20 protein-coding genes and 3 pseudogenes are annotated in these 25,669 nt (G+C 65.9%); 7 read left to right on the forward strand and 16 right to left on the reverse strand.

Annotated features, from left to right (window positions below):
* Positions 1–435 precede the first annotated feature (435 nt).
* On the reverse strand, positions 436–663 hold the full coding sequence (locus AC5Y5O_RS26160; RefSeq protein WP_099250709.1) for a hypothetical protein: 228 nt from the start codon (positions 661–663) through the stop codon (positions 436–438).
* Between the two features lie 650 nt (positions 664–1,313).
* On the opposite strand from AC5Y5O_RS26160, the pseudogene AC5Y5O_RS26165 reads away from it, so the two are divergent.
* Positions 1,314–1,576: pseudogene (locus AC5Y5O_RS26165) on the forward strand (phosphoribosyltransferase); the annotation flags it as partial.
* 150 nt (positions 1,577–1,726) lie between these two features.
* On the opposite strand, the gene AC5Y5O_RS26170 reads toward AC5Y5O_RS26165, so the two are convergent.
* Positions 1,727–1,879 (reverse strand): hypothetical protein, encoded by a 153-nt coding sequence (locus AC5Y5O_RS26170; protein ID WP_232530508.1) that lies wholly within the window; start codon positions 1,877–1,879, stop codon positions 1,727–1,729.
* Positions 1,880–1,942: 63 nt separating this feature from the next.
* Between AC5Y5O_RS26170 and AC5Y5O_RS26175 the strand changes: the two are divergent.
* Together AC5Y5O_RS26175 and AC5Y5O_RS26180 are read left to right on the forward strand one after the other, a co-directional pair.
* Positions 1,943–2,266, forward strand: a pseudogene (locus AC5Y5O_RS26175) (Hsp20/alpha crystallin family protein); the annotation flags it as partial.
* Between the two features lie 194 nt (positions 2,267–2,460).
* Positions 2,461–3,772, forward strand: a pseudogene (locus AC5Y5O_RS26180) (amylo-alpha-1,6-glucosidase); the annotation flags it as partial.
* 7 nt (positions 3,773–3,779) lie between these two features.
* On the opposite strand, the gene AC5Y5O_RS26185 reads toward AC5Y5O_RS26180, so the two are convergent.
* From AC5Y5O_RS26185 to AC5Y5O_RS26205, 5 genes are all read right to left on the reverse strand, one after another.
* Complete coding sequence (locus AC5Y5O_RS26185; protein ID WP_179299264.1) at positions 3,780–4,034, reverse strand: hypothetical protein; 255 nt, start codon at positions 4,032–4,034, stop codon at positions 3,780–3,782.
* Positions 4,035–4,285: 251 nt separating this feature from the next.
* On the reverse strand, positions 4,286–5,401 hold the full coding sequence (locus tag AC5Y5O_RS26190) for a 2Fe-2S iron-sulfur cluster-binding protein (protein WP_064914595.1): 1,116 nt from the start codon (positions 5,399–5,401) through the stop codon (positions 4,286–4,288).
* Between the two features lie 7 nt (positions 5,402–5,408).
* Positions 5,409–5,741, reverse strand: coding sequence for an MmoB/DmpM family protein (locus tag AC5Y5O_RS26195; RefSeq protein WP_064914594.1), 333 nt, complete (start codon positions 5,739–5,741; stop codon positions 5,409–5,411).
* Positions 5,738–6,793: an aromatic/alkene monooxygenase hydroxylase subunit beta gene (locus AC5Y5O_RS26200; protein ID WP_064914593.1), complete on the reverse strand. Its 1,056-nt coding sequence runs from the start codon at positions 6,791–6,793 to the stop codon at positions 5,738–5,740. The genes AC5Y5O_RS26195 and AC5Y5O_RS26200 overlap by 4 nt, the downstream gene beginning before the upstream one ends.
* A complete protein-coding gene (locus AC5Y5O_RS26205; RefSeq protein WP_064914592.1) occupies positions 6,790–8,343 on the reverse strand; it encodes an aromatic/alkene/methane monooxygenase hydroxylase/oxygenase subunit alpha in 1,554 nt (517 codons plus the stop codon). Before AC5Y5O_RS26205 ends, AC5Y5O_RS26200 begins: the two co-directional genes overlap by 4 nt.
* Before the next feature lie 139 nt (positions 8,344–8,482).
* Between AC5Y5O_RS26205 and AC5Y5O_RS26210 the strand changes: the two genes are divergently transcribed.
* From AC5Y5O_RS26210 to AC5Y5O_RS26220, 3 genes are all read left to right on the forward strand, one after another.
* A complete protein-coding gene (locus AC5Y5O_RS26210; protein ID WP_095785407.1) occupies positions 8,483–10,363 on the forward strand; it encodes a PucR family transcriptional regulator in 1,881 nt (626 codons plus the stop codon).
* 81 nt (positions 10,364–10,444) lie between these two features.
* On the forward strand, positions 10,445–11,611 hold the full coding sequence (locus tag AC5Y5O_RS26215; RefSeq protein ID WP_095785406.1) for an acyl-CoA dehydrogenase family protein: 1,167 nt from the start codon (positions 10,445–10,447) through the stop codon (positions 11,609–11,611).
* A gap of 81 nt (positions 11,612–11,692) precedes the next feature.
* A complete protein-coding gene (locus tag AC5Y5O_RS26220; protein WP_095785405.1) occupies positions 11,693–12,184 on the forward strand; it encodes an SRPBCC family protein in 492 nt (163 codons plus the stop codon).
* Positions 12,185–12,327: 143 nt separating this feature from the next.
* Here the strand turns inward: AC5Y5O_RS26220 and AC5Y5O_RS26225 are convergent, their stop codons facing one another.
* The 5 genes from AC5Y5O_RS26225 to AC5Y5O_RS26245 all read right to left on the reverse strand — a co-directional run bounded on the left by AC5Y5O_RS26225 (position 12,328) and on the right by AC5Y5O_RS26245 (position 19,457).
* Positions 12,328–14,076, reverse strand: coding sequence for an acetyl/propionyl/methylcrotonyl-CoA carboxylase subunit alpha (locus AC5Y5O_RS26225; RefSeq protein WP_371277653.1), 1,749 nt, complete (start codon positions 14,074–14,076; stop codon positions 12,328–12,330).
* Positions 14,077–14,155: 79 nt separating this feature from the next.
* Positions 14,156–14,665 carry a MaoC family dehydratase gene (locus AC5Y5O_RS26230; protein WP_198419703.1) on the reverse strand — a complete coding sequence of 170 codons (510 nt, stop codon included), beginning with the start codon at positions 14,663–14,665 and terminating at the stop codon, positions 14,156–14,158.
* Positions 14,666–14,785: 120 nt separating this feature from the next.
* Complete coding sequence (locus AC5Y5O_RS26235) at positions 14,786–16,741, reverse strand: AMP-binding protein (RefSeq protein ID WP_095785402.1); 1,956 nt, start codon at positions 16,739–16,741, stop codon at positions 14,786–14,788.
* Between the two features lie 26 nt (positions 16,742–16,767).
* Positions 16,768–18,321, reverse strand: a complete 1,554-nt coding sequence (locus tag AC5Y5O_RS26240) for an acyl-CoA carboxylase subunit beta (RefSeq protein ID WP_198419701.1) — start codon at positions 18,319–18,321, stop codon at positions 16,768–16,770.
* Positions 18,318–19,457: an acyl-CoA dehydrogenase family protein gene (locus tag AC5Y5O_RS26245; protein ID WP_095785401.1), complete on the reverse strand. Its 1,140-nt coding sequence runs from the start codon at positions 19,455–19,457 to the stop codon at positions 18,318–18,320. Before AC5Y5O_RS26245 ends, AC5Y5O_RS26240 begins: the two co-directional genes overlap by 4 nt.
* Positions 19,458–19,580: 123 nt before the next feature.
* On the opposite strand from AC5Y5O_RS26245, the gene AC5Y5O_RS26250 reads away from it, so the two are divergent.
* A complete protein-coding gene (locus AC5Y5O_RS26250) occupies positions 19,581–20,324 on the forward strand; it encodes a TetR/AcrR family transcriptional regulator (protein WP_095785400.1) in 744 nt (247 codons plus the stop codon).
* A 36-nt stretch (positions 20,325–20,360) separates the two neighbouring features.
* Here AC5Y5O_RS26250 and AC5Y5O_RS26255 read toward each other — a convergent pair whose 3' ends face one another.
* From AC5Y5O_RS26255 to AC5Y5O_RS26270, 4 genes are all read right to left on the reverse strand, one after another.
* Positions 20,361–21,473: an NDMA-dependent alcohol dehydrogenase gene (locus AC5Y5O_RS26255; protein WP_095785420.1), complete on the reverse strand. Its 1,113-nt coding sequence runs from the start codon at positions 21,471–21,473 to the stop codon at positions 20,361–20,363.
* A gap of 173 nt (positions 21,474–21,646) precedes the next feature.
* Entirely contained in the window at positions 21,647–22,399 is a 753-nt protein-coding gene (locus AC5Y5O_RS26260) for a glucose 1-dehydrogenase (RefSeq protein WP_095785399.1), read from the reverse strand.
* 70 nt (positions 22,400–22,469) lie between these two features.
* On the reverse strand, positions 22,470–23,945 hold the full coding sequence (locus tag AC5Y5O_RS26265) for an NAD-dependent succinate-semialdehyde dehydrogenase (protein WP_232530506.1): 1,476 nt from the start codon (positions 23,943–23,945) through the stop codon (positions 22,470–22,472).
* A 76-nt stretch (positions 23,946–24,021) separates the two neighbouring features.
* Positions 24,022–25,611: a flavin-containing monooxygenase gene (locus AC5Y5O_RS26270; protein WP_095785398.1), complete on the reverse strand. Its 1,590-nt coding sequence runs from the start codon at positions 25,609–25,611 to the stop codon at positions 24,022–24,024.
* Between the last annotated feature and the right edge of the window lie 58 nt (positions 25,612–25,669).

The raw sequence follows: 25,669 nt of genomic DNA on the forward strand, positions 1-25,669 counted from the left end.
ACGGTTGAGAACGTGGTCCGGTGGATTTGGGAACGCGTCGACGTGCGGGATCATGGGCCACGCCGTTATGGGAACCGATCTGTGATGACCGCCTCCACGATCTGAAACGTGTGGGCTTCAGGCGCTGGTTTTAGAATTGGCTGCTTGTGCGCCCGCCGCCGTGGCCGCCGAGGTCATCGATGTCGTGTTGCCACGCGGTGGCGCGGATGCTGTCAAGCACAAACCGAGTGAAGGCGAACAGGGTGGGCCGCTGCGGCAGCCACGCTCGACCAGATTCCGACTGCGGCGAGCACCGCGTCGGTTTCGGCATTAGAAATCGGTGTCGGGCTTGTCGACCTGATGGACCGTCGTTGTCCACCCAGAGGTCGATTCGGTCGCCAGTCTTGACCGTCGCGCGGTGACTGCGCGCGTGTATTCGCGGCCGCCGACAAACCATCACGCATCCACGGTGATCGTCTTCCTTGTCGACGGTGGCTGGTCCGCGGCGCGGTCGTTGATCACGGTCGCGGTGACGGTATGCCGAGTCTGGGCATGCTCGGTGTAGCAGTCGCTCATGGACTCGTGCACCGCGGTGCCGATGGCAGCGGCGGCCGGGGCGGCCGGAATCGATACCACCACGGCGAGCACCAATATCACTGACTCGACGCGATCACTGGTGCGCACCAACGGATTACGGCCCAAAACCCGCACAATCCGCCATCGCGGTCGGCGCAGAGTGTGTGTGTGTCCATGACGACTCCTTGAGCCAACCTGCTGGATGTTGACCCGTTGATCATCACCGCGGCGGGCTGGTGCCTCTAGGGTCGGACGGCCTATGCACCAATGGCAGTGGTCATCGGTCACCGCTCACTGTTGGACCGGCGACCCTGGGGTCAAAGGACCACAGGCAGGGGCGAAGGGGCTCAGTCCAATGGTGGCCACCGCTACCTACCGTCTTGATCTGTCTTGACACCGCACGTTGCTTCGGGCCGGGGAGGACACGATGAGTGGGCGCCAACAGGCATCGACGCCGGTTGTTGTCGGCGGCTCACGTGCGGCACTTCGGGCGGCCGCATGGGCGCTCGACGAAGCCCTCGGCCGCAAGGCCATCGGGCCGCCGGGGACCCGCCTTGGCCAGAGGTCGCAAGGCCGGTCCGGCGGTGCGATCGATCACGAACGGCAGCCCGAAGAGACTCTCGGCGCCTGGATGCAGCGCTATCCGGATGTTCACGTGTACTTGGTCGCCGCGAGCAGGGTGCCGCCCAGTTTCTGGCCGACAACGATCAGTCCGTTCGGCCACCCCCGGAGTTCTCCCCATAACCCCCACCTTTTATGTCTACGCCACTGTCGGGCAGGGCTACCGCCGGTTCCGCAGAACCTCTGACGACGAGGCGCTCGCGATGCTCGACCGCGCCCGCGACCGTTTTGTGGAATCCGCTGTGAGCACCGCCGCTGACCCGGTGACGGTGGCCGGACACCTGACCATCCCCAACATCCAACGGGCATCGTGGTGTTCGCGCACGGCTGCGGAAGCAGCCGCCACCGCCCGCGCAACCGATATGTCGCCGACGTTTTGAACCGGGCGGGCCGAGCAACGGAAGATCAGCCTACGCCGGGAGCTCGGTGAATAATTCGGACAGCTCGGGCAAGCGCATCGCGCCTTCTTGCTCGATCCGGAATCGGTACGGGGCTTCCTCGATAATCTTGATGCGCTTGGCCTCACTCACACATCCAGCGTCACCAGGCTTCACCAGCCGTCCCGACCCTGTGACATTCGAATCGCGTTCAGGGACACAGTCTTTGGCACCGCGCCGACCTGGGGCAGCGTGGTCGCGTCGACCATCGCGAACGTGACCTCGACGCCGCCGTCCAGATCGTGCAGGTCGATGTCGACCGGCACTTCACCCTCGGTGAGTCGCCGTGCTCGAGGAGGTTATCTACCTCTTGGACCGACAGCCTGCTGCTGATGCGGCTTGAGGATGAGATGGAAGATGGCCGCTACGTGGCGCGCGCTGAAATCCCTGGCATCGATCCAGGCAAAGACGTCGACATCACGGTGCGTGACGGCCGCCCGACAATCAAGGCTGAACGGACCGAAAACGAGGAAGCCAAGGGCCGGTCGGAGTTCCGTTATGGCTCATTCGTCCGCTCGGTGATGTTGCCGGCAGGCGCCAATGAAGAAGACATCAAAGCCACCTACGACAAGGGCATCCTGACGGTCTCGGTGGCCGTACCTGCACTGGCGGCGCCGGCTGACAAGCACGTCACGGTGCAGGCGGCCAGCTGATCCGACCAACCCGCCGTTCCCTGAGCGATGCCTGGGACCGGCCTCGGCGGTGATGCGCCATCGCATCCGGAGTTGTGGGCCTTTGAAATAGTGAATTTCTGTTGCAGCCCAACGTGATTCGATTCGAGCAGAGATTGCGTCGACTAGCTTGGCTGACATCAGCCGGCACTGAACTTGTGCTCGGCGTCCTAGGGGATCCCGCACGCGGATTGTCCGTGATCGCGTCTGGGGACCCCACCGTGATACCGGGAGTGCTGTCGTGGCAGATCGTGCTGCCACCGCATCAGCGCTGGCAGACCTGAGATCGTCGAAACCGCCGGGTCTACCCGCAGACTCGAAGCGTGGCGTGACACCGCAACAGACGTGACAGCCGGTGATCCGGTGCTCGCCCAGGTGTTGCGCCGAACCGAGAGCGATCTGGGGGCGTTGCTGATCCGCGACGAAAACGCCGGCGCCGGGCCGTTCGTCGCGGCCGGGGCGCCCTGGTTTATGACGTTGTTCGGCCGCGACAGCCTGCTGACCGCGTGGATGGCGCTGCCGCTTGATGTTGGCCTGTCGATCGGCACGCTGCAGCGGCTCGCCCGGCTGCAGGGCCGGCCCATCGATCCCATGACCGAGGAGCAACCCGGTCGGATCTTGCACGAGCTGCGCCGCGGTTCGGGCAGCGGTGACTCCCTCGGTGGCGTCGCCTGCTACGGCTCGGTCGACGCCACCCCGCTCTCTGTGATGCTGTTGGCCGAGTCCTGGCGGTGGGGAGCCGACGGGGGTTCGGCGCGGTCGTTGCTTCCCGCGGCCGACGCCGCACTGGCCTGGGCCGACGAGTACGGCGACCGCGACGGCGATTGCTTCATCGAATACCAGAGGGCCACCACCTGCGGTCCGATCCATCAGGGCTGGAAGGACAGCTTCGACGCGATCAACGACGCCGAGGGGCGCTTGGCCGAGCCGACCATCGCGCTGTGCGACGTGCAGGGCTATCTGTGTGCCGCGCTGCTCGGGCGTGCCGAGCTGGCCGAGGCGTTCGGCGATCCGGCGGCGGCCACCCGCCTGCGGGATCGGGCCGACACCCTGCGCGGGAAGTTTTTAAAAGCGTTTTGGCTTCCCGAAAGGGTTGGTACGCCATCGCTTTGGATGGCAGCAAACGTCGCGTCGACGCGCTGTCCAGCAACGTCGCCCACTGCTTGTGGACCGGGATCGCCACCGACGAGCACGCGGCCGACATCGTTGAGCGGGCTATCGCATGAGGAGATGGATTCCGGGGTCGGGTAGAGCACGCTAGCGACGACGATGGGCGCCTACAACCCGACGAGCTACCACGACGGATCGGCGTGGCCGCACGACACCGCCATCGCGGTGGCCGGCCTGATGCGATGCCGCCACGTGCCGGGCGCCGTGGCACTCGCCGAGCGGCTAGCGAACGGTCTGCTCGATGGGGCAGACGCCTTCGATGGGCGATTGCCCGAGTTGTTCTGCGGCTTCCCCCGATCGCGGTTCAGCCGGCCGGTGTTTCACCTTAGAGGTCCTGAGCGCATTTCTGGAACGCGGCGACCTGGCGGGCCTGATCCGGCGCTCGCTCGCGCACTTCGGCCAGCTGTTCATTGGGCGCGACGGCTACGCGACGGTGGCGCCGGAAAAAGCGGCGTCGTCCACTGCCTACAGCGCCTTCCTGGTCCTTGCCCTGGCGCGTTCGGAGCTTCCCGACGAAGTTGAGCGGCTCACACGGCTCGCCGACGGCATCGTCGGGCAGCAGAGACAGGACGGGTCGCACAAGGTCTTCTTCGACGATGCGCCGGACAGTGGCGAGGAACTCTATCCCGCCGAGGCCATGCTCGCTTCTCGAAGCCCACCGCCTGACCGGCGATACGCGCTACCTCGACAGCGCCGAACGCGGCTTCTCGCACTACAAGCGCGACTACTACGACCGCGGGCGCCTCGACCCCCACCTCCTCGTCTTCTTCGCGAACTGGCAGTCACAAGCGGGCCGGCCGGTCCTTCGGCGTACGTGGTCCGTCTCGACGGCTACCTCGGTCTTGCCGGCCCTGGCGTCGACCCGGACCAACTCGTGGCACACTTGGGTGCGACTTTCGCGCGGCCCGAGGGAGGTGTCGGCGGATCGTCTTCCACTGCGGGAAAGAACTTGTCACTGAAGATTGTCTCTTCCGGAGTGCCTTTTGCTTCGAGCAATGCGATGACGGCGTCGCACATCTCGGGCTTGCCGCAGACGTAGGCGTCATATGGGGCGCCGTCACCGATCCGACGCTGGACTCCGGTGGTTACTCGTGAGGGTTCACCGGGCCAGCCACATTCCGGCGAGGGTTTCGACAGTACCGGGCAATACGTCAGGTCGAGCAACCCGCAAAGCTCACCCATGCGGTCCTCGCATGGAAGCTCGGCGCCTACCCGAGCCCCATAGAAGAAAGTGAACTTGCGTTCGTCCCCGCACAGGGCCGCGTGCTCCAGGATTGACAGGATCGGCGAGATGCCGGAGCCGGTTGCCACCAGCAGAACGGGGCGGTCTCCCTCCCGCAGGTAACCGCCACCGAATGGACCCCGAACCCGCAGTCGAGTGCCCACCTTGAGCACGTCGAGCTGGCCCGAGAACGCGCCACCGTCGATTACCTTGATGACGAACTCGAGCTCCTCCATAGCAACGGGGGCGCACGCCAGGGAGTAGGACCGCCACTGACCCACTGCGCCCGGCACCGCGATCTCCATGAACTGGCCCGCATAAAAGGCGACCGGCTGCTCGGTGTGGATCCGCAGCCGACGCAGCGACGGTGTCAATTTGTCGATCCCGCTCACTTGCCCGTCGAACTCCCCCGGCGTGATCAGCGACCGTTGCCGCTGGTCGAATACACGGTCGTCCTGGATCTCTAGGTCGTCGAGAGCAGTAGCGCAGCACAGCAACACCCAGCCCTCATCTCGCTCCGCGTTGGACAGCGAGTACGGCGAGGCGTTGCCGTAGTCCACCTCACCGTCCGTCACCAGGTATTTACAGCTCGAACAATTCCCGTGCCGACATCCGTACTTCAGCGAGACCCCGCTGCGCAGTGCGGCGTCCAGAACCGGCTCACCGGGCTTTATCGAGAACTCTGTGCCACCGGGTTCGACCCGGGCCGAGTACACCGCCACCACCTCGTGGTCAGCTCGCCGCAGCAGGCACGGGGTCGTTGAGTTCCAGCATCTCGGAGGTGACCCGGAAGCTGTTGTCGTCTGTCTCTGCCCGGCCGACGAAAGTGGTCATCACTACCAGCCATTGGCCGATGGTGATGTCCTTGCCGCCCATCTCCTGCGACACGCGGGCCATGTCGACGCGGATCTCACTAGGGTGTTCCAGGTACCAGTAGGGCCCCCGATCGACGATCTTGACATCGGGCTGGTCAACCTGCAGCACGTCGATGGTGGCGTCGGCCTCCTCGCTCTTCATCAGCACCATCGCCACCTTGCTGTCTGCGGATATGGCCGGTGTGCTCATGCGGCTGTCCCCACTTTCAGATCCAGTCCCGCGACCAGCTCCTCCTGGTTCTGCCGGGCGACCGCGAACACCTCGTCGAACCGTGCGACCTGCAGCGGCGGCACGTCGTAGACGTCGGCCATCGCCTTCGCGGCCTCGAGAACCTTGGGCGTCCAGGAATCCAGCCAGGCGCTCATGGTCGCCGCATTCTTCTGACATTCCGGCACCGTCGGGTCGGTGACCATGCGGACGAACTCCTGAGTCCAGGCGAGGTTGCGGCGCCGGTCCCGGTCGGTGGTGCCCACTAGGTGGGGTGTCACCGGGTCGCCGTGGAAGGGGCCGAACCGGCGCACCAGTTGGCTGACCGCCAGCTCGGTGAGGATCGGGTCGAACACCAGGTTTGTCACCACGGCCAGCTCCGCCCAGTCGTTGCCCGCCAGGAGCTCCTCGACCAGCCGACGAGTCGGTTGATACCGCTGGTCCTCCAGCCACACCGCCTTCGCGCCGTCGTCGGCGAAGCCGTCGACGTGGTCTTCAAGCTCGAGCAGATGCAGCACAATGTCCTGTGCGTGCCGCATCCGGTCGAACGCCTCGAAGCAGAAAACATTGCCGAGCGTGTCCGACAGCGCCTCGCGCTGTGCCACGGCGAACGCCCGGAACAACCCGTACTCCGCGTACGCCCAGGCCCGGTAGTGCCGGCCAAGGATCTCCCGGGTCCACACCGGATCAAACTCGTTGAACACCCCGTTGGCCGCCGCGTCTTCTGCCGAACGCGCGATCGCGCGCTCCTGTTCGGCCTGCATGCGTACGTAGGTGCGCTGCCAGTGCGACGCGGGGTCGCGGAACAGGAACCAGTTCGGGTGGACCAGCGCGGTCGATTCCCGGATCCAGGGCGTTCGCCCGTTGACGTCGCGTAGGAGCCAGCCCTGCTGGTCGAACCCGTCCACGTCGGGCTGGGCGCAGCAGGTGACCGCCTCGTACTCGGACAGCCTACGGCGGCGGGACGGGATGTAGGTGAAGTCACGGGTCGGCTTGCCCGCACACTCGACGGCGCCGGGAAACATCGCGGTCATGCGCCCGCCCCGTTCCCGGAAGCGCCGGCAGCGGCGAGTTGCGCAGTGATCGCCGGCATCGGGTCTCTGATCTCCATACCCCAGGCGCGGACGTCGTCGATGGTCCACATGCGTTCGGTGTCCAGCGAGGGCTGCGCGATCAGGGTCGTGCCGTCGGAGCGCAAGAAGCCGTTTTGCACGATGAAGTCCGCCAGCCCCATCCCGTCGTGGTGCTGCCAGAAGTTTCGGCTCTGCGCGTAGCGGATGGGCTCCTGAAAGAACAGCTTCTCGCACATCGGCCCGCAGAACGGCACCGTGCGGCCACCGTATTCACCGAACCGCACCTCGCTGCAGTCCAGCCGCGGGAAGATGCATGGCATCTGACAGACCTGGCACAGTGGCGGCAGCGCCTCAAACGCCGCCATCGGGTTCACACCGTCCTCGGCCTTGGTGATTTGGCGGAAGTTCTCCCAGAAGGGACCGTAGTGCTCATACCAGCCCGGGTATTTGTTCTCGAACCATTCGAAGTCGGACTCCGTTAGCGGATCCCAGCGCCAGAAATGCAGCGGCCAAGACGCGGCGGCCAGCATCGCGGCGGTGTGGTGCTTCCAGCGCATCTGTTCCTTCGCGACGTGGAAGCATTCGGGCACGGTCAGGCCGTAGGGCTCCATCTTGGAGATGTATGAGCCGACCCAGTCCTCCTCGATCCACTCGGTCCACTTCTCCAGGTAGGAGTGCCCGCGGTCCTTCTGGAAGTAGTCGTACACGGCTCCCAGGAAGGGGTCCAGGAAGGAGTGCTGGCGCCAGAACGCGCGGTCGAAGTCGGTTTGCAGGTGCTTGAGATTGTCCTCGTTGGAAACTACCGCGGCCAGCGTCGAGTAGCCGTTGGCCATGTGCCGTGCCTCGTCGGACTGGACACTTAGGAACACACTTGGAGTGACGTTGTCTCCGTTGGCCGCGGCGACCTCGGTGAGCGTGACGAAGATCGGATTGGTGTACGCGGTTTCGGCAACCACCTGCAGATTGAGCGCGCCCTCGATCGGGTCACCAACAAAGAAGGTCTCCAGGGCCGCCCGCCCGGCCACTCCGAACAGGTTATTCGCACGCGCCTTCATCCCGATGTGGAAGCCCTCCGGGTCGGCCGCGTGCTTCGCGAAGTACCGGTTGAGGTACAGCTCCTGGTTGGTGTGCCGGACTTCGTCGATCATCTGCGCCATGTATCCCTGCCGCAGCTCGGCATTCTCCACGGTATCGACCAGCTGGCCGCAGCACTTCATCGCCGCGTACTCACCGAAGTTCACGACCGGCAGCGCGATCTTCAAGATCTCCATCCAGCGCGGCTGTGCCTTGCCTGCAGAGTTGGACCTGGCCAGGGCGTCTTCCATGGCACCGTACTGGCGGTCGTCTTTCTCCTGCTCCATCGAGACGTAATCGCGGATGAGATGGCGGAAGGGATCCTTGGTCTTGCGGGGAATGACGTATTTGGTCGGATAGCGGTCGGGCTTCTCGGCGTACGAATGCTCCCAGTCGAAGTCCTTGACCCGCTCATGCGCCTTGATCAAGTTACGCATCGATACTCTCCTTCATTGCCCCTCATTGGTGAGGATGATCATCCCAATCTTCCTTGGTGATAGGAATCACACTAAGCACGAGACTTCGCGGGCGCATCGGCGGAACGTACAATGATTCCGTCTGGATTGGTGCATCTGCATGAAAACTGAGTCGCAGCCCGGTCATCGCGCGGTTCTCGAGCGGGCGGATCGGCTTGCCTTTCGGGCCGCCGACCTGATCGAGGCCTCCGTCGGGCGTCCGGTCTTGGTTCTGCACAGCGGAGCGATCGAGCAAGCACAGATCGAGCTCGAACTGCAGGAAAGAGATCGCGCGGACGCACTGGGCGGCGGGTCGGTCGAATTCCTGCATCGAGGAGCTGGCCAGGCCGGACTCAGTGCCGCCGCCGTTCGGATCGCTGACCGCGGGACCGGCCCACCGCACGTGTTGGTGGTTCATTCGCAGGCGTCCGACGGCGTACCCGCCGCAGACCCGGACGACTGTTCGCGGGTCGCTTACCTATTGCCGGACTCCGCCACGTTTACCTGCCTGTTCGCGGACTCCCACGCCGCTGGCGCCGGGCTTCCCGCACTGCTGCGGCACACCGTCCTGTGGGCCGACGGGGATGAGGTCAATGTTCGGTCGCCGGAGGGCCGCCTCCTGCTGCTGGACCACCTGCTCGACCAGCTCGACAGCCCCGCCCAGGTACACCATCTCGCGATGTCCCCCGCGATCTCCACCTTGAGCGGCGGCGCCGTCGAGCGTCTGGTCGCCCGCCGGCTGCGCGCGCTTTCCTCGCAGGCAGCTTCAAGCCCCGGCGTCAAGGCTTCTGGGGCTGCGAATTGCGCCGCGGTGTGTGGGGCGCTCGCCACATCCGACGGCCTTCTCGTCGAGATGCTGGCTGCCGCATCGTCACACGCCGCTGACGAAATCCTGTTAGAGGACGCCGATTTCGTTCCGGTCATCTGGCACCCACCTGACCGGCCCCCCTCCTCGCTTTCCGAGTTGATCACCCCTGGCCGGCTGCGGCGACTGGCCGAGCAACTAAAACCGGGCGTACCCGAACTGGTTCGGCTGGGGACGCCTGCAGCCGGATACCGGATCGTCGCGCGGCTCGGCTCCAAGAAACCGCTCGGCTACCTTTCGACGACGGCACGTGGCAGGAACACGGATTCGGCTGTCGAATGGCTCCGACACATTGCTCCGGTGGCCGCCGCCGAAATCGCGCACCGCGCCTCATGGCCGAGACTGAGCTCGGAGACCCGCCGTCAGATGGTGAGCCTGCTGGCAAAGGGCGCCTTCAGTCGGCATTCGGCCAAATTGGCGGTCGAGCACCTCGTGGGGTCACTCGGCGCGCGAGTGGCCGCTCTGGACGAGATCAGAACAGCCGATACGGTGCCGGCAGCGAACGCACCATCCGACGATCATGGCGATTCGCACGGCGCGCTGCGCCGAATGCTCGATTCGTTGGGCCTCCCGCACGGCGAACACATGGGCCTGGTGATCGCGTTGGTCCAAGCCAACGACAGCTCCGTGGACCGGCTGGTGCGCGCGCTGCGGCCACGCGCGGTGGCTGTGGGGCTTGGATCAACTGTGCGCGACCCCATGGAGCTGGCATCCTCGGCGAGGCAGGCGGTCTATACTTGCCAGCTGGCGGTAAGCACCCGCCAACGGTTCCTGGACTTCGCCGCGATCGGCGTACACCGTTTACTGCTCCCCGGCGCCGAAGCGGGCGACCCCGAGTTCGAGGAGCCGATCCGACGACTAGAGCAGGCAGCGACGACGCTGCGCTTCGACGGCCGGCAGACCCTGGCCAGTTACCTGAACACCGGTGGAAACCTCCGCCGGGCGGCCCACGAGCTGGTCGTGCACGCGAATACGCTTCGCTATCGGTTGGACCGGATTGCCGAGGTCATCGATGTCGACCTGACCGACCCCGAACAGCGCTTCCGCCTCCAGCTTGCGATGCGGCTGCGCGCCGGTCGACGCTCACTCGCGGAGTCAGGCCTCTGGGATGACGCATCGCGCGACGAGTCAGGCTAGTCGCACTCCCCGTCAGGTAAGTTGTATAATCATTGCCCTGAACGGGGCCTGCTGGGCCGGCTATCGGCTGTGGAGGTAGAGATGGACTTCGCCCCGAACCCGGACCATGAAGCCCTGCGCAAGGGCGTGCGCCAGGTGACCGCACGATTCGATGACGATTACTGGGCCGCCTGCGACCGGGACCACCGCTTCCCGGACGAGTTCTACCGGTCGCTGGCCGCGGGCGGCTGGCTCGGCATCGCGATTCCTGAAGAGTACGGCGGCGCCGGGCAGGGCATCACCGAAGCGTCGCTGTTACTTCAGGAGATTGCGCAGTCAGGTGCCGCGATGAACGGGTGCAGCGCCATCCACCTGACGATCTTCGGGATGAACCCCGTGGTCAAGCACGGCTCCCCACAGCTGCGCAAGCAGCTGCTGCCCAAGGTTGTCTCCGGTGAGCTGCACGTGTCTTTCGCGGTCACCGAGCCCGACGCGGGCACAGACACCAGTCGGATCACGACCCGGGCTCGTCGCGACGGCGACCACTACGTCGTCAACGGCCGGAAGGTGTGGATCACCAAGGCCCAGCAGGCTGACTACCTGCTGCTCCTCACCCGCACGACGCCCCGCGAGGAGTGCGCCCGCCCGGTCGACGGGATGACACTGTTTCTGGCACCGCTCGACCGGTCGGCCGTGGAGATCCGAGAGATCCCGAAGATGGGCCGCAACGCCGTGAATTCCAACGCGCTGTTCATCGACAACCTGCGCATCCCCGCCGATCACCGAATCGGCGACGAAGGCACGGGGTTTCATTACCTGCTCGACGGACTGAATCCGGAGCGCATCCTGATTGCGCACGAGGCGATCGGAATCGGCCGAGCGTCGATCCGACGCGCTGTGGACTACGCCAACCAGCGGGTGGTGTTCGATCGTCCGATCGGCAAGAACCAGGGCATCGCATTCCCGTTGGCGGAAGCCACCATGCGACTGGATGCAGCCGAGCAGGTGGCCAACAGGGCGGCCTGGTTGTACGACCACGGCCAGCCGTGTGCCCGCGAGGCCAACAGCGCCAAATTCCTGGCCGCCGACGCCGGGTTCTTCGCCGCCGACCACGCCGTCCAGACCCACGGCGGGTTCGGCTTTGCCAGCGAGTACCACGTGGAGCGGTACTTCCGCGAGGCGCGGCTGATGAAGATCGCGCCGGTTTCCCAGGAGATGGTGCTCAACTACATCGCCGAGCACGTACTTGGGCTGCCGAGGTCATATTGAGCGGCTGACTATCGGCAACCCGCTGGGGGCGGAAGACCACCGCATCGGCCACGCGCCGGCTAAGCGAACGGAGTAACGACATTGACTGCAAACACGAGCCCGCCACCGGATTCGGAGGCCGGCGGAACCGAGGCGGTGTTGGATAAATCGCTGCGCTACGCCGTGCCCGCAGCCAAGCTGTACGAGCTGTTGGTGTCCGAAGACGCGGCGTCACACTGGATGGGTGCTGAAGTGACCATCGACCCGACCGTCGACGGCGAGATCCGGGTGAGGATGTCCGGGTGGCCGGAGGTCGTCGGCGAGTTCCTCAAAGTGCTCGAGCCGGAGCGGCTGGTGGTGCGTTGGCAGGCCGCGGATTGGGGGCGGCCGCTAGTCAGCACCATCGATGTCCATGCCGACGGGCCAAACGACAGTAGGCTCTCCGTGCGCGAATCGGGCTTCGGCTCCGATGATGACCTGCTACGGCGGCGGGACTGGCTATGGTCGCACTGGTTGGTTCGGTTGGCGGCATCGGGTGCCCAGCTGGGTTTTGTGGAGGCGATACCCCAAGCCGCGCCCAAGCCGCTGGGTTGACTTAACTGCCGGACCGCCCGCCATCGGTATCGCCAGCCACGATCAGAAACTTGTCGGTAGGTGAAATCAGCGGGATATCTTGTCGGTAGGTGAAATCAGCGGGATATGTTCTGGCCGCGATCGGGTTCGACCCGGCTGGTGTTCTAATAGGAGTCGTCGATCGTGCAGAGCGTGGTCCCGGCCGCGACAGACATGCCGACCGACACTGCAAGAGACATCACGGTTCCTGCACGGTGCGCCAGCACCGGGTTCTCCATCTTCATCGCCTCGACTATTGCGATCAAATCTCCTTTGTTGATGGATTGTCCGTCGGCGACAGCGACGCGGACCAGGGTTCCATTCATCGGCGCGGTGACGCCGTCACCGGCGACCTCTTCGTCGTCGGCGTGCCGAAGCTGCCCCGATTCCCGGCGAATCGCCACAGCCCTGTCCCCCAGAGTTGCCAGACCGGGAACGTGCACCGACATCAGCCGGCGCCCCACGCGGACGTTGAGGTGGTCACCGGCTGATTCGGGCTCGAGCACGATCTGATCGAGGTCTTCCTCGATCCAGCGATTGTGTACCTCGAACGCATAGTCGCCGGCGAACGCCGGATGGTCGAGGATCTGACGGTAAACCGAGACCGGCGTGTGCACTCCCTCGATTCGTGTTTCCGCAAGGGCCCGCCGAGCTCTGCCGACGGCCTGGGTGCGGTCGCGCCCGGTCACGATGAGTTTGGCGAACATCGAGTCGAATCGGCCGTCGACCGTGTCGCCCTCGACAACGCCGGTGTCGACCCGGACCCCCGGTCCGGTTGGCAGCTGAAAACGAGTGAGTGTGCCCGGCGAAGGCAGGAAACCCATCGCCGGGTCCTCGGCGGTGAGGCGGAACTCGATGCTGTGGGCGCGTGCCGGTGGTGCGTCGGTTGCGAGCGCAGCTCCCCCCGCGATGCGGAATTGCTCGGCCACCAGGTCGAGGCCCGTGCTCTCCTCGGTGACCGCGTGCTCGACCTGCAGTCGGGTGTTGACCTCGAGGAAGGACAGCGTGCCGTCCGCGCCGAGCAAATATTCGACGGTGCCGGCGCTTACGTACCCGGCGGCACGACAGATTCGCTGTGACGAGCGACGCAGAGCCTGCTCCTGGTCTGGGGTGAGAAACGGTGCGGGCGCCTCCTCGATGAGCTTCTGGTTGCGGCGCTGCAGGGAGCAGTCCCGCAACCCGACAACGAGCACGGTTCCGTGAGTGTCGGCGAGCACTTGCGCCTCGACGTGGCGGGCGCGGTCGAGAAATCGCTCGGCGAAGCACTCGCCGCGACCACATGACGCGGCTGCCTCGCGGGTGGCCGCAGCGAAGGCCTCGGGGATTTCGGCCTCGTCGCGCACAACCTTGAGTCCGCGGCCGCCGCCCCCGAAGGCCGCCTTGATCACGAGTGGAAATCCGTGGCGCCGAGCAAAGTCCGCGACTTCCGCGGCATCGCGAACGGGTGCTGTGGTCCCCTCGGCCAGCGGGGCACCAACGTCGCGCGCGATCTTGCGGGCGGCGACTTTGTCGCCCAGCCGGCGAATCGTGTTGGGCGGCGGGCCGATCCAGACCAGCCCTGCGTCGAGCACGGCCTGGGCGAAATCGGCATCCTCGGACAGGAAGCCGTACCCAGGGTGCACGCAGTCGGCATCAGCCGCGAGGGCAGCGCTGACCAGCGCGCTGCGATCGAGGTAGGTCGACGCCAAATCGGTGCCGCCCAAGGCGACAGCCTCATCGGCTTCCCGCACATGCAGGGCGTAACGGTCGGGCTCCCCGTAGACGGCGACGCTGCGCAGTCCGGCGTCGCGGGCCGCGCGGATTACCCGCACGGCGATTTCGCCGCGGTTAGCGACGAGAACGCTTCTCAGCGGTGCGGGCGGTTCGTCGGTCAGCACCGGGAGTCTCCTGTTCGACGGGCGATCACGCGAGCGCGACCACATAGAAGGCGGTCGAGCCCGCGTTCGGAGTAGATCAAGTGGTCTTGGTGCTCTTGGTGCGGCCCCCATTCGGCACGCCATCGTCGCGAGGGCCGCGAGGTCGCCGGTGCATGAGGCCGGTCCGCCGGGCCCGGCAGACCAACTCGTCGCGCTGGTTGTAGGCCCGATGCTCGAACACGACGAGACCGGCGTCGGGCCGTGATCGCGAAGGCCGGGCCGCGACGACCTCGGTTTCGACGCGCACGGTGTCGCCGGGGAACACCGGCTTCGGAAAGCTGACGTTGTCAAGCCCGAGCTGGGCGACGATTGTGCCCAGGGTCAGCTCGGGAACCGACAGCCCGACCACCAGCGCGACGGTGAACATGCTGTTGACCAGGGGACGGCCGAACTCGGTCGAGGCTGCGTAGTCCGCGTCCAGGTGCAGTGGCGCGGGGTTCATCGTCATCGTCGTGAACAGCACGTTGTCGGTTTCGGTGACGGTGCGCCGGTTTGCGTGCCGGACCATGGTCCCGACCTCGAGCTCTTCGAACCAGCGGCCGGACACCGCGCGCTCGTCAGTTCCTGTCATCGGTCCTCCTGCCGGGAAAGGGGTCAGCGGAGAATTCGGGCTGCGTGGTCGCCGCCCCTGCTCGGGAGGTCCTGGAGCGCGTGGTGCGCATGGCGCTCACTCCCGGACCGCGTTCGCGACAACGTCCAATGCGGACAGATCCTCAACCGCACTGGTGTCGCCGGTCGGCTTCCCGTGCACGACGAAATCGCGCAGCAACCGGCGCATCGTCTTGCCGGTCCGTGTCTTCGGCATCGATTCGGTGAGGTAAACGCGATCCAGCTGGGCGTAGCCGCCCAATTCATCGACGACGCGGCGCTTGATGTCTTCCCGTACGTCCTCGAGCGCGACGTCGTGGCCGAGCGTCACGAACGCGACCGGCACCGTCCCCTTGGTCTCGTGCGGCACCCCGACCACCGCCGCCTCGACGACGCCGGGGTGCGCGGTGACGACGGCCTCGATCTCCATCGTCGAGATGCGGTGCGCCGCCACATTGATGACATCGTCCGCGCGGCCCAGCACCCACAGGTGCCCGTCGAAATCGACGACCGCCTCGTCGTGAGTCGCGTAGCGGCCGGGGAAATCGGAAAAGTAGGTGGCGAGGTAACGGTTGTGGTCATCCCACACGGTGCGCGCAAGTGTGGGGAACGGGGCGGTCAGCACCAGGTTCCCCTTGACGCCCGGCGGGACCGGCTCGCCGTCGCGATCGACCACCGCGTACTCATGCCCCGGGGCGGGGGTGCCGACCGAACCGGCCTTCAGTGCCTCCACCCCATACACCGGGTAGGTCCAGGTCGAGCCGGTCTCGGTCTGGCCGTAGGCGTTCACCACCGGGATGCCGAAGGTGTTCGTCGTCCACTCGAAGGTGTCCGCGTCGAGCGGCTCGCCCTGCATCGTGATCAGCTTCAGGCTCAGAGGATGTTCGGCGGCCAGGTCGTCGCCGAACTTGCGCAGCATGCGGGCGAAAGTCGGTGCGGCAAGTACCTTGGTGACTCGATGCCGCTGGCAGATCTGGTAAAACCGGGCGGCGGTCGGGGTGTCGGGGGCGCCCTCGTAGCAGGCGATTGTCATGCCGCAGGCCAGCCCGCCGACGACGGCCTGGATCGGAAAGGTCAGCCAACCGACATCGGCGGCCACCCAGTACACGTCATCCGGCTCGTAGCCGACCTGCCAGTGGGCATTCGCCCACGCGCCGAGGAGGAAACCGGCGACGGTGTGCACCAGGCCTTTGGGTTTGGCCTCCGTGCCGCTGGTGAAGATCAGAAACGACGCCTCGTTCGGGTCGAGCGGCACCGGCGGTGTGCCCGCGGCGCCCGCCTCCAGGATTGCGCCGTAGGCGTGCTCGCCCTCCTGGAGCGCGACGCGGTTGCCGGTTCGGTCCACCACGACCGTGGCGCGCACGGAGGGAGCGCGCGTGCGGGCCAAGCGCAGGGTCTCCAGCAGCGGGATGAGCCGGCCGCGCCGGTAGCTCGCGTCGGCCACCACCACCACGGAGGCGCGCGCCGCCTGCAGCCGCGACGCGACCGCGTCTTCGCCGAACCCGGAGAACAGGACGGTGTAGATCGCGCCGATCCGGTTGCAGGCGTGGATGGTGGTGAACGCCTCGATCAGGTTCTGCATGTAAACGCCCACGACGTCACCCTTGCGGACGCCGAGCGCGAGCAGTCCGGCCGCCAGACGTGAGACTTCGTCGGCCAACTCGGCATAGCTCAGTGTGCGGACGTCACCGGGTTCGCCCTCCCAGATCACCGCCGTCCGTTCTGCGGTGGCCTGCTGCTCGGCCCACCGGTCCACACAGTTGTCGGCGACATTGATCCGTCCGCCCTCGAAGTAGCGGAAGTCGGACATATCGCCGGTACGCACGGTGCGCCAGGGTTGTGACCAGCGTTGCTGGCGCGCCACCCACTCCCAGTAGTCGTCGGCGGTCACGAAGGACCGGGCGTGCTCCAACGCGGCCACCCGCCCCGGCACGACCCACGCCGGCGGAAGGGGGCGCAGTGGGTCGGCGATGAGCTGGGTCAGCGGGTCGGACGAAGTGTTGCGCGGGGTGTCCTGAGTTCTGCGTTGCGACATCGTTGTCCTCCGGGGCGGGTAGCTGGCTACACGGGGCTGATCAGGTGATGGCGGCGTCGCGACGACCGGGTCCAACGGTCGGCGTCGACCATCCTGGCGACCAGCTCGGCGCGTAGCGAACCCGGGCCGACGACGGCATCGACGACGAGATCGCTGGCCATCCGGAACAGGTCGACGTCGGCCTGCTGCTCGACGGTACGGGCAGCGATGTACGCGGCGCGCTCATCCTCGTCCGCGATGGCTGCCATCTTGTTGGCGTACACCGCGTTCACCGACGCCTCGGCGGACATGGCTCCAATGGTGGCCGTCGGTAACGCGAGAGTGGCCCGGGGTTCGAAGCCGGGGGCACACATCGCGTAGTAACCGGCAGCGTAGGCCTTGCGCAGCACGACGGTGTACTTCGGCACCTCTGCAGATGACATCGCGGCCACCATCTTGGCGCCGTGCCGGATGATGCCTTGGCGCTCGACCTCGACGCCGACCATGAAGCCGGGAACGTCCTGAAGGAACACCAACGAGATGCCGAACGCATCGCACATCGAGATGAACCGCGCCGCCTTGTCCGCGGAGTCCACGAAGATGGCCCCGCTTCGGACGCTCGGCTGGTTCGCCACGATGCCGACGACACGGCCGTCCAGCCGGGCGAGGCCCACCACGATCTCCCGCGCCCAGCGGGCTTTGATCTCGAAGAATGACCCACCATCGACGATGCCGTCGATCACGTCACGGACGTCGTAGGCGGTGTTGGGGTCGTCGGGAACCACGTCCCCCAGCGGCCGCTCGGGCTCAGCGGCCCCGCGCCGCGCGGGCGGGGCGCGAAAGTCGTCCGGCAGGTACGACAACAGCAGCCGGGCCGCCGCGATGGCCTCCCAGTCGGTGTCGAACACCTCGTCGCCGCACCCGGAGACGGTCGCGTGCATCATCGCCCCACCCATCTCCTGCAGCGTGGTGCGCTCACCGGTGACCTTCTCCGCGACACGCGGACTGGCCAGATACATCGATGCGTTCCCGTTGACCATGCCGACCCAGTCGCAGAAGGCGGGCATGTAGGCGCCGCCGGCGGCCGACGGTCCGTGCAGACAGCAGATCTGCGGCACCCGCCCGGACAGCCGCACCTGCATGTGAAAGATCGCCGACGCGCCGCGGCGGCCCGGGAAAAAACCCATCTGATCGGTCAGCCGCCCGCCCGCGGAATCGACCAGATATACCACCGGAAGCAGGTCTCGATCAGCCCGTTCGAGAATGCGGATCTGCTTTTCGCAGGTCAACGCCCCCCAGGAGCCGGCCTTCACCGTGAAGTCGTGCGCGATCACGGCGACCGGACGGCCCTCCACGCCGCCGACACCGGTGATCACACCATCGGCCGGCAACCCGGCGTCGGCAGCCGACGCCAACAAGCCGTCCTCAACGAACGTCCCCGGATCGAACAGCACCGCGAGACGGTCCCGGACGGGCAGCTTTTCCGGCCAGCGGGTGCAGTCCCCGCCGCGGCGGGCGTGGTCGATGGCGGCCGCGACATCCCGGGTGGTCGGTCGACCATCGGCGGCCACATTCGGCACGGTGGTGGTAGTCGCCGTCACGACGCCATCGCCTTGGCCAGGATCTCGAGCTGCACCTCGTCGGCGCCGCCGCCAATCCGCAAAATCCGGGCGTCGCGGTAGTGCCGCGCGATCGGCGCCTCTTCGACAAAGCCGGCGCCACCGAACAATTGCACGGCCTCGTCGACGATCCGGTTGGCCGCCACCGCGGCGAAGTACTTCGCCCGGGCCACCGATGAACCCGCCTCGGGATGCCCACAATCGAGCCGCACCGCGCCCCGGTACGTCAGCAACCGGGCCGCCTCCAGCTCGATTTCCATCACCGCGATTCGGTGTCGAACCGTCTGCAGGTGCGCCAACGGAGCGCCAAAGACCTCCCGCTCGCGCACGTAGGCCCTGACCAGGTCCAAGCACTCAGCGGCATGCCCGAGGCCCATCCCGGCGAGGGCGATTCGCTCCAGCTGAAATCCCTGCATGATCTGGTGGAAGCCGCGGTTCTCGGCACCGACGACGGCGGAGGCCGGCACGGCGACCTCGTCGAGAATGACCTCACGAGTGTCCGAGGAGTGCCAGCCCATCTTGCGCAGCGGCCGACCCACCGCCAAGCCCGGGGTGTCACGCTCAACCGCGAACAGAGTGATACCCGAATGCCGCGGCCCTCCGGTACGGGCGGCCACGATTATCACGTCGGCCAGGCCCGCGTTGGTGATGAACATCTTCCGCCCGGCGAGCACCCAGCCGTCGTGGGTACGGCGGGCCCGCGTGGTAATGCCCGCGACATCGGACCCGGTCCCCGGCTCGGTGACCGCGATGGCGGCCACCGCTTCACCCGCGGCGAGCGGCGCAAGCCAGCGCTGCCGCTGCTCGTCGGTGCCATCCCGGACCAGGTGAGGGCCCGCCATGTAGGCGCTGACCAGGGCGGTCACGGCGATACCGCCGCTCGCGCGGGTGAGTTCCTCGGCAAGGATCGCGACGGCAAGCGCGTCGCCGCCCGATCCGCCGTACTCCTCGGGCATCATCAGACCCAGCAGGCCGGCGGCACCCAACGGTTTCCACAGTTCGGCGGGGAAGACGCCACCGGATTCGGCGGTGTCGACCAGCGGACGGACCTCCCGGTCGGTGAAGTCGCGACATACCTCGCGAAAAGTCGCGTGATCGTCGTCGAGTTCCCACGGCATCGCATCGCCCCGTAAAATTAGACCGACCGGACGGTCGAGATTTTTCCCGGAGGCGGCTGCCCGTGTCAACCCCTACGAGAGATACCGTGGACACTCCGGGTCGGTCGGCAGACGGGAGCAGATATGGCGCGGAGCGCGCCGTACAAGGCGTCGCTCAGGAAAGCGGACGCTCAGCGGCAGCGGGTGCTCTCCGAGTCGATGGAAATCTTCAGCAGACGTGGCTTCCGCGCCACCTCGATGAACGAAATCGCGGCGGCCGTCGGCCTGTCGAAACCCACGCTGTACCACTACTTCCGAAGCAAGGAAGAACTGCTGGTGCGGCTCTACTTGAACATGCTCGACGAGAGTCTGGAGATGGGCCGAAAGACAGTCGCCGAAGCGGATTCCCCGCTGGCCGCAATCCGCAGTCTCATCGCCTCGCGGGTGGCCTATACCTGCCGCAATCAGGCACTGCTCACGGTGTGCTTCGAGGAGGAGCAGGAATTGCCCGTCGAGCTCCTCACCGAGGTGCTGCAACGTCGACGCACCTTCGAGGAGCTCTTCCTCGCTGCTCTGCGGGAGCACCTCGCACGGCACCCCGGCAAACTCGTGGGGATGACCCCCACGGTCTACGTGAACATGTGCCTCGGAGCGGCGAACTGGTGCTACAAGTGGTTTCGAGCCGACGGAGCGGCCAGCCCCGAGGAACTCGGCGAGCAGATTGCCCGGTCTCTCACCACACCGCTCGACCCCGACGATGACACCGCGCCGCCAGAGCCCACCGACGCAGCTGACGCGCCGTCGGCATCGGTGCCGTACGTTCGCCCCCGAAACACCCGCCGGCCCTACGGCGTCACGACAACGCGATCATCAGACAACGGCGGTTAGCCAGTACCGTTCGCAACGTCTGAACGCGTACCGGGCTCACTGCGCATGGGTGATGACGCCCCGGATGTTGTGGCCGTCCCGCAAGTCCTGGTAGCCCTCATTCACCTGCTCGAGCGTGTACGTCTTCGTGACCAGCTCGTCGAGTTTCAGCTGACCGGCGTCATAGAGCCGCAACAGCTTGACGATGTCGTACTGCGGATTGGCCGAACCGAACAGCGTGCCCTTGATCGTCTTCTCGAACAGCGTCATCACCCCGCCAGAGACATGCACGGTCAACTTCTCCGGGTTGGCCAACCCGGTGATCACCACCGTGCCGCCCCGCCCGACGACGTTGAAGGCCTCGGTCACCACCTGCTCATCGACGGTGCCGACGGTGATGATGGCCTGATCAGCCATCTGCCCCCAGGTCAACTCGGTCACCTTTTCGGCGGCCTCCTCGGCCGTCGCGACAACGTGCGTTGCGCCGAACTTCGCCGCGGTATTGCGCTTGAACTCGACCGGATCCACCGCGACCACATACTTCGCGCCGGCCTGCTTTGCGCCCTGCACCGCGTTGATGCCGATGCCGCCGATGCCATACACCACCGTGGTATCACCGGCACGGACGGCGCCCGCATAATTGGCACTCCCCCACCCGGTCGGCACACCGCAGCCCACCAAAACGGCTGTCTGCAGCGGCAGCCAATCATCGACCTTCACCACCGAATGCTCGGAGATGGTCGCGCGCTCGGCGAAGGTGCCCAGCATGCACATCGCGCCGAAATCGGTGTCGCCCATGTGGAAGCGGAACGACCCGTCGGGCATATTGCCATCGAGAATCGTCGCACCCATGTCGCACAGGTTGGAGCGCCCCGTCGCGCAATAGCGACACCGTCCACAGTTCGGGATGAAGCTACACACCACGTGATCACCCGGCTTGACCTTCGTCACGCCCGCGCCGACCTCCTCGATGATGCCCGCACCTTCGTGGCCGCCGACGATCGGGAACCGAGGCACCAGATCGCCGTCGGTCAGGTGCAGATCGGAGTGGCACAAACCGGCGGCCACATACCTGATCAGCACTTCGCCTGCCCGGGGGCCGTCAAGATCCAACTCGACGATCTCAAAGGGCTTGCCAGCCTCGAACAACACAGCCGCCCTGGTTTTCATTTTCTCCTCCTTCTGCACGTTGCGGTGGGTTCGCCGTCGCACCGGTTCAACTGAACTCAGAACCCTTCCTCGACCGATCGAAACATGCGACCAACCGTCTGGGCAATGGGTCAGCAGCCTGCACCTCAGCATCGCCAGCAGACGCGAAGTATCCGCCCGGGGCCTCCCATTGGCTATTGGGCGGTGTATCCCCCGTCCAGGACGAGCTCTGAACCGGTCATGAACGACGACTCGTCCGATGCGAGAAACAGCGCGCCACTGGCGATTTCCTCGGGTCTTCCCATCCGCCCCAGCGGTGTGGCGGCGATCAGCGCCGGTCGAGACTCGGCCGGGACCTCTTCATCCACCATTCCCGTGTCGATCACGCCGGGATGAAGCGAGTTCACCCGAATGCCCTCGGGTGCGTACTGAATCGCCGCGGTCTTGGTGAGCAGGCGCACCGCACCCTTGGTCGCCTGGTAGGCCGCGGCCGCACCACTGCCGATCAGGCCGTAGATCGAAGAGACATTGACGATCGAGCCCCCGCCGGCCCTGCGCATGGAAGGAATGGCGGACTTCATGCCCAGCCAAACCCCGGTCTGGTTCACGGCGACAATCCGGTTCCACACCTCCAGCGAGGTCTGCTCAACACCGGCCATGTCCAGGATCCCGGCGTTGTTGACCAATACGTTCAGTTCACCGAACACGGCAGTCGCGTGTTGGACCGCGCGGTCCCAATCCGCCTCGTCGGCAACGTCGAGCCGGGTGGCTGACACCGTAGCCCCCGAGTCCAGAAGTTCCTTTTCGAGGGACACCAGCGCGTCGTCACGAACGTCGGTGATGACGACGGAGGCACCTTCGGCGGCAAACAGCCGGGCCTCCGCTGCACCTTGTCCGCGCGCGGCTCCGGTGATGAGCGCAACCTTGCCTTCGAGGCGGTTCGTCATTTCTGCGTCTCTCTTTCCGATAGTGGTTGTCGGCCAGTTGTTGCGGCGCTGGCCGGGCGTGCCGGCGGTTTCAATCCGTGGTGAGGGCGATGTACTTCGTCTCCATGAAGTCTTCGAGCGCGTGGTGACCGCCCTCGCGACCGAGACCCGAGCTCTTGACCCCCCCGAACGGCGCAGCCGGGTCGGCCATCAGGCCACGGTTCACGCCGACCATGCCGACGTCGAGGCGCTCGCTGATGGACACCGCGCGCGAAATGTCTCGAGTGAACAGATAGCCCGCAAGTCCGTACTGCGTATCGTTTGCGAAGGAGACGGCCTCATCGATCGAGTCGACGACGAACAGGGGCGCCACCGGGGCGAAGAGTTCCTGACCGGAAAACTCGGGAGCCTTGTCCCGCATCGCCAGGACTGTCGGCTCGAAGAAGTAGCCGTCGCCGCCCACCGGCTTACCGCCCACAAGCACATCGGCCTGCGCGCCGACGACACTTTGGACTATGCCGGTGATCGCTTGCCGCTGTGTTTCGGAGATCATCGGCCCGACGTCGACCCCCGGCCGGTACCCCGGTCCGACGACCAGATTGCGCACCTCATCGACGAACAACTCGGTGAACTCCGCGGCGATACCCTGCTGCAGGATGATCCTGTTCGCGGCGACACAGGCCTGCCCCGCGTTGCGGAATTTCGCGGCGACGGCTGCTGCGACGGCATGCTCGACGTCGGCGTCGTCGAGGACGATGAACGGGCCGTTTCCTCCGAGTTCGAGTTGAACACTCACGACATTGCGCGCTGCCTGGCGCATCATCAACGAGCCGACGGCGACCGAGCCGGTGAAGCTGACCTTGCGCAGCCGCCGGTCGTGCATAAGTTCCGTAGACAGCTCCCCCGGACGAGAGGTATGGACCAGATTCAACACGCCTGCGGGAATGCCCGCGTCGATGACGGCCTGCATCAGCAGTGCCGAGCTCAGCGGCGTCTGCTCCGCGGGTTTCATGATTGCCGTGCATCCCGCGGCAAGCGCAGCGACGGCCTTGCGACCCGGGACGAGGACGGGAAAATTCCACGGCGATACGAGCAGGCTGGGACCGACGGGTTGCATCGTGGCGATGATCCGGAAATTGCCGCGCGAACCTCGGGCGAAGGAGCCATGCACGTGAGCCGCCTGCTCCGCCAGCCACTTGACGAAATCGAGCGTCAGCGCCATCTCGCCTGCGGCCTCGGATCGTGGCTTCCCCGCCTCAAGCACCATGAGGTCGATAAAGGCCTCCGCGCGTTCCGAGAGCAGCTGGTGGATGCCATGCATGAGGTCGCCGCGCACCCTCGGTGCCACGTCGGCCCACGCGGCCTGCGCGGCGTGGGCGGCGTCGAGGGCAGCTCGCGTGTGAGCGTTTGTCGCGTCTGAGACGGATGCGAATGGTTCCCCCGTCGCGGGGTCGACCACGTCGAAGGTGTCGCCGAGGTCGATCCATTCACCGTCGACGTGTAGTCCGGTCGGGATGGTGTGTTGGCGTGCGGTGCCGGGAAAGTTGACGGTGACCGTGCGAGACACCAGAACGTTCCTTTCGATGGGAGTCAACGAGCTTCGGCGCGGGTGGCCGGATTACGGCCTGCGCGCTGCGGCCCGCTCAGCTGAACTGAAAGCCCTTGTAGCCGGCGTCCTTGCATTCCGAGAGCACGTTGCGGTAGGCACCCAGACCGGCGAGGTAGAAGTAGACCGTGTTCTTCTTGCCGGGAATGTTGGCGCCGAAGATCCACGACTGTGCCTTCGGGAACAGCGTCGCGTCGGCGATCTCGCGGCAGGTGGCGGTCCAGTCCTGCTCGGCGTCGGCAGTCGGCTCCACGGCGGAGTAACCGGTCTGCTCCACGTGCTCGATCAGGTCGGTGGACCACTCCACCTGTGTCTCGATCGACGGCGGCAGGTTGGTGAAGGGGCCGTTGGGCCCGAGCACCATGAACATGTTCGGGAAGTTCGCGACCGCCGCCCCGAGATAGCTGGACGGTCCGTCCTTCCAGTAGTCCGCCATCGTGAGGCCATTGCGGCCTCGCAGGTCGAAGCGCTTGTAATTGCCGTCGACCGCATCGAACCCGGTGGCGAAGATCAGGATGTCGATCTCGTGCTCCACCCCGTCGGCGGTCCTGACGCCGGCAGGCGTGATCTCCGTGATCGGATTCTCCTTGACGTCCACGAGTTCGACGTTGTCACGGTTGAAGGTTGCGTAGTACCCGCCATCGCACAGCGGCCGCTTGGCATAGAGGTCCTTCGGCATCAGCTTGCGGGCCGTCTCGGGGTCCGTGACGATCTCGGCGATCTTGCCCTTGATGAAGTCCTGTGCGGCCTTGTTCGCGACCTCGCTGGTGGCGATGTCGGCGAAGGTCTCGAACATGAACCGGAAGCCGCCGCCCTTTTCCCACGCTCGCTCGAAGATCGCCAGCGCCTCCGACGACGACACGGACTCGTAGGTGGTGGTGCTCTCCTCGAAGCCGAAGGCGACGACCGAGTTGCGCACCTGCTCCCAGATGGCTTCGTAGTTCTCCTTGACGTCTGCGACGTACTCCCGAGAGACCGGCCCGTTGCCCACGGGGACGGTGAACTGGGCCGAGCGCTGGAACACGGTCAGATGGTCGACCTCGGGAGCGATCGCGGTGATGACCTGGACTCCGGTGGATCCGTTCCCGATCACACCGACCCGTTTGCCGGCCAGCTCGAGGTCGGCCGGCCACTGGCCGGTGTGCACGTGGACGCCTTGGAAGGTGTCGATGCCCTTGAGGTCGGGGAGGTTCGTGGCCGACAGCAGCCCCACCGCGGTGACGAGGTACTTCGCGGTGTGCAGTTCGCCGGTGTCGGTCCTGACGTGCCAGAGGTTGTCATTCTCGTGGAAGTGCGCCGCGACGACCCCGGTGTTGAGCTGAATATCGGGCCGCAGGTTCCAGCGGTCGGCCACGTGCTCGAGGTAGCGCAGGATTTGCGGCTGGGTGACGTAGCGGGTGTCGAAGTCCCACTCTTTCAGCAAGTCCTTGTCGCAGGAGTAGCAGTAAACGAACGACTCGGTGTCCGAGAGTGCGCCCGGGTAACGGTTCCAGTACCAGGTACCGCCTATGCCGCCGGCCTTGTCGAACAGTCGCACGTTCAAGCCGTGCTCGTCCCGCAGCTTCTTCAGGGCATACATCCCGCCGAAGCCCGCGCCGATAACGATCGCATCGTGGTGAGTGCTCATATCAGTCGGTCCTCTGTTCTCTTCGTGCCCGAGTTCGTCTGTCCGAGTTCGTCCGCCG

The organism is Mycobacterium sp. NGS40, from assembly GCF_059812735.1.

Bases quoted from the DNA above. Each gene is read 5' to 3' on its own strand.
- AC5Y5O_RS26195 (WP_064914594.1), bottom strand. From the start codon at position 5,741: ATGAGCACACCGGCCATATCCGCAGACAGCAAGGTGGCGATGGTGCTG.
- AC5Y5O_RS26200 (WP_064914593.1), bottom strand. From the start codon at position 6,793: ATGACCGCGATGTTTCCCGGCGCCGTCGAGTGTGCGGGCAAGCCGACC.
- AC5Y5O_RS26205 (WP_064914592.1), bottom strand. From the start codon at position 8,343: ATGCGTAACTTGATCAAGGCGCATGAGCGGGTCAAGGACTTCGACTGG.
- AC5Y5O_RS26210 (WP_095785407.1), top strand. From the start codon at position 8,483: ATGAAAACTGAGTCGCAGCCCGGTCATCGCGCGGTTCTCGAGCGGGCG.
- AC5Y5O_RS26215 (WP_095785406.1), top strand. From the start codon at position 10,445: ATGGACTTCGCCCCGAACCCGGACCATGAAGCCCTGCGCAAGGGCGTG.
- AC5Y5O_RS26235 (WP_095785402.1), bottom strand. From the start codon at position 16,741: ATGTCGCAACGCAGAACTCAGGACACCCCGCGCAACACTTCGTCCGAC.
- AC5Y5O_RS26245 (WP_095785401.1), bottom strand. From the start codon at position 19,457: ATGCCGTGGGAACTCGACGACGATCACGCGACTTTTCGCGAGGTATGT.
- AC5Y5O_RS26250 (WP_095785400.1), top strand. From the start codon at position 19,581: ATGGCGCGGAGCGCGCCGTACAAGGCGTCGCTCAGGAAAGCGGACGCT.
- AC5Y5O_RS26255 (WP_095785420.1), bottom strand. From the start codon at position 21,473: ATGAAAACCAGGGCGGCTGTGTTGTTCGAGGCTGGCAAGCCCTTTGAG.
- AC5Y5O_RS26260 (WP_095785399.1), bottom strand. From the start codon at position 22,399: ATGACGAACCGCCTCGAAGGCAAGGTTGCGCTCATCACCGGAGCCGCG.
- AC5Y5O_RS26270 (WP_095785398.1), bottom strand. From the start codon at position 25,611: ATGAGCACTCACCACGATGCGATCGTTATCGGCGCGGGCTTCGGCGGG.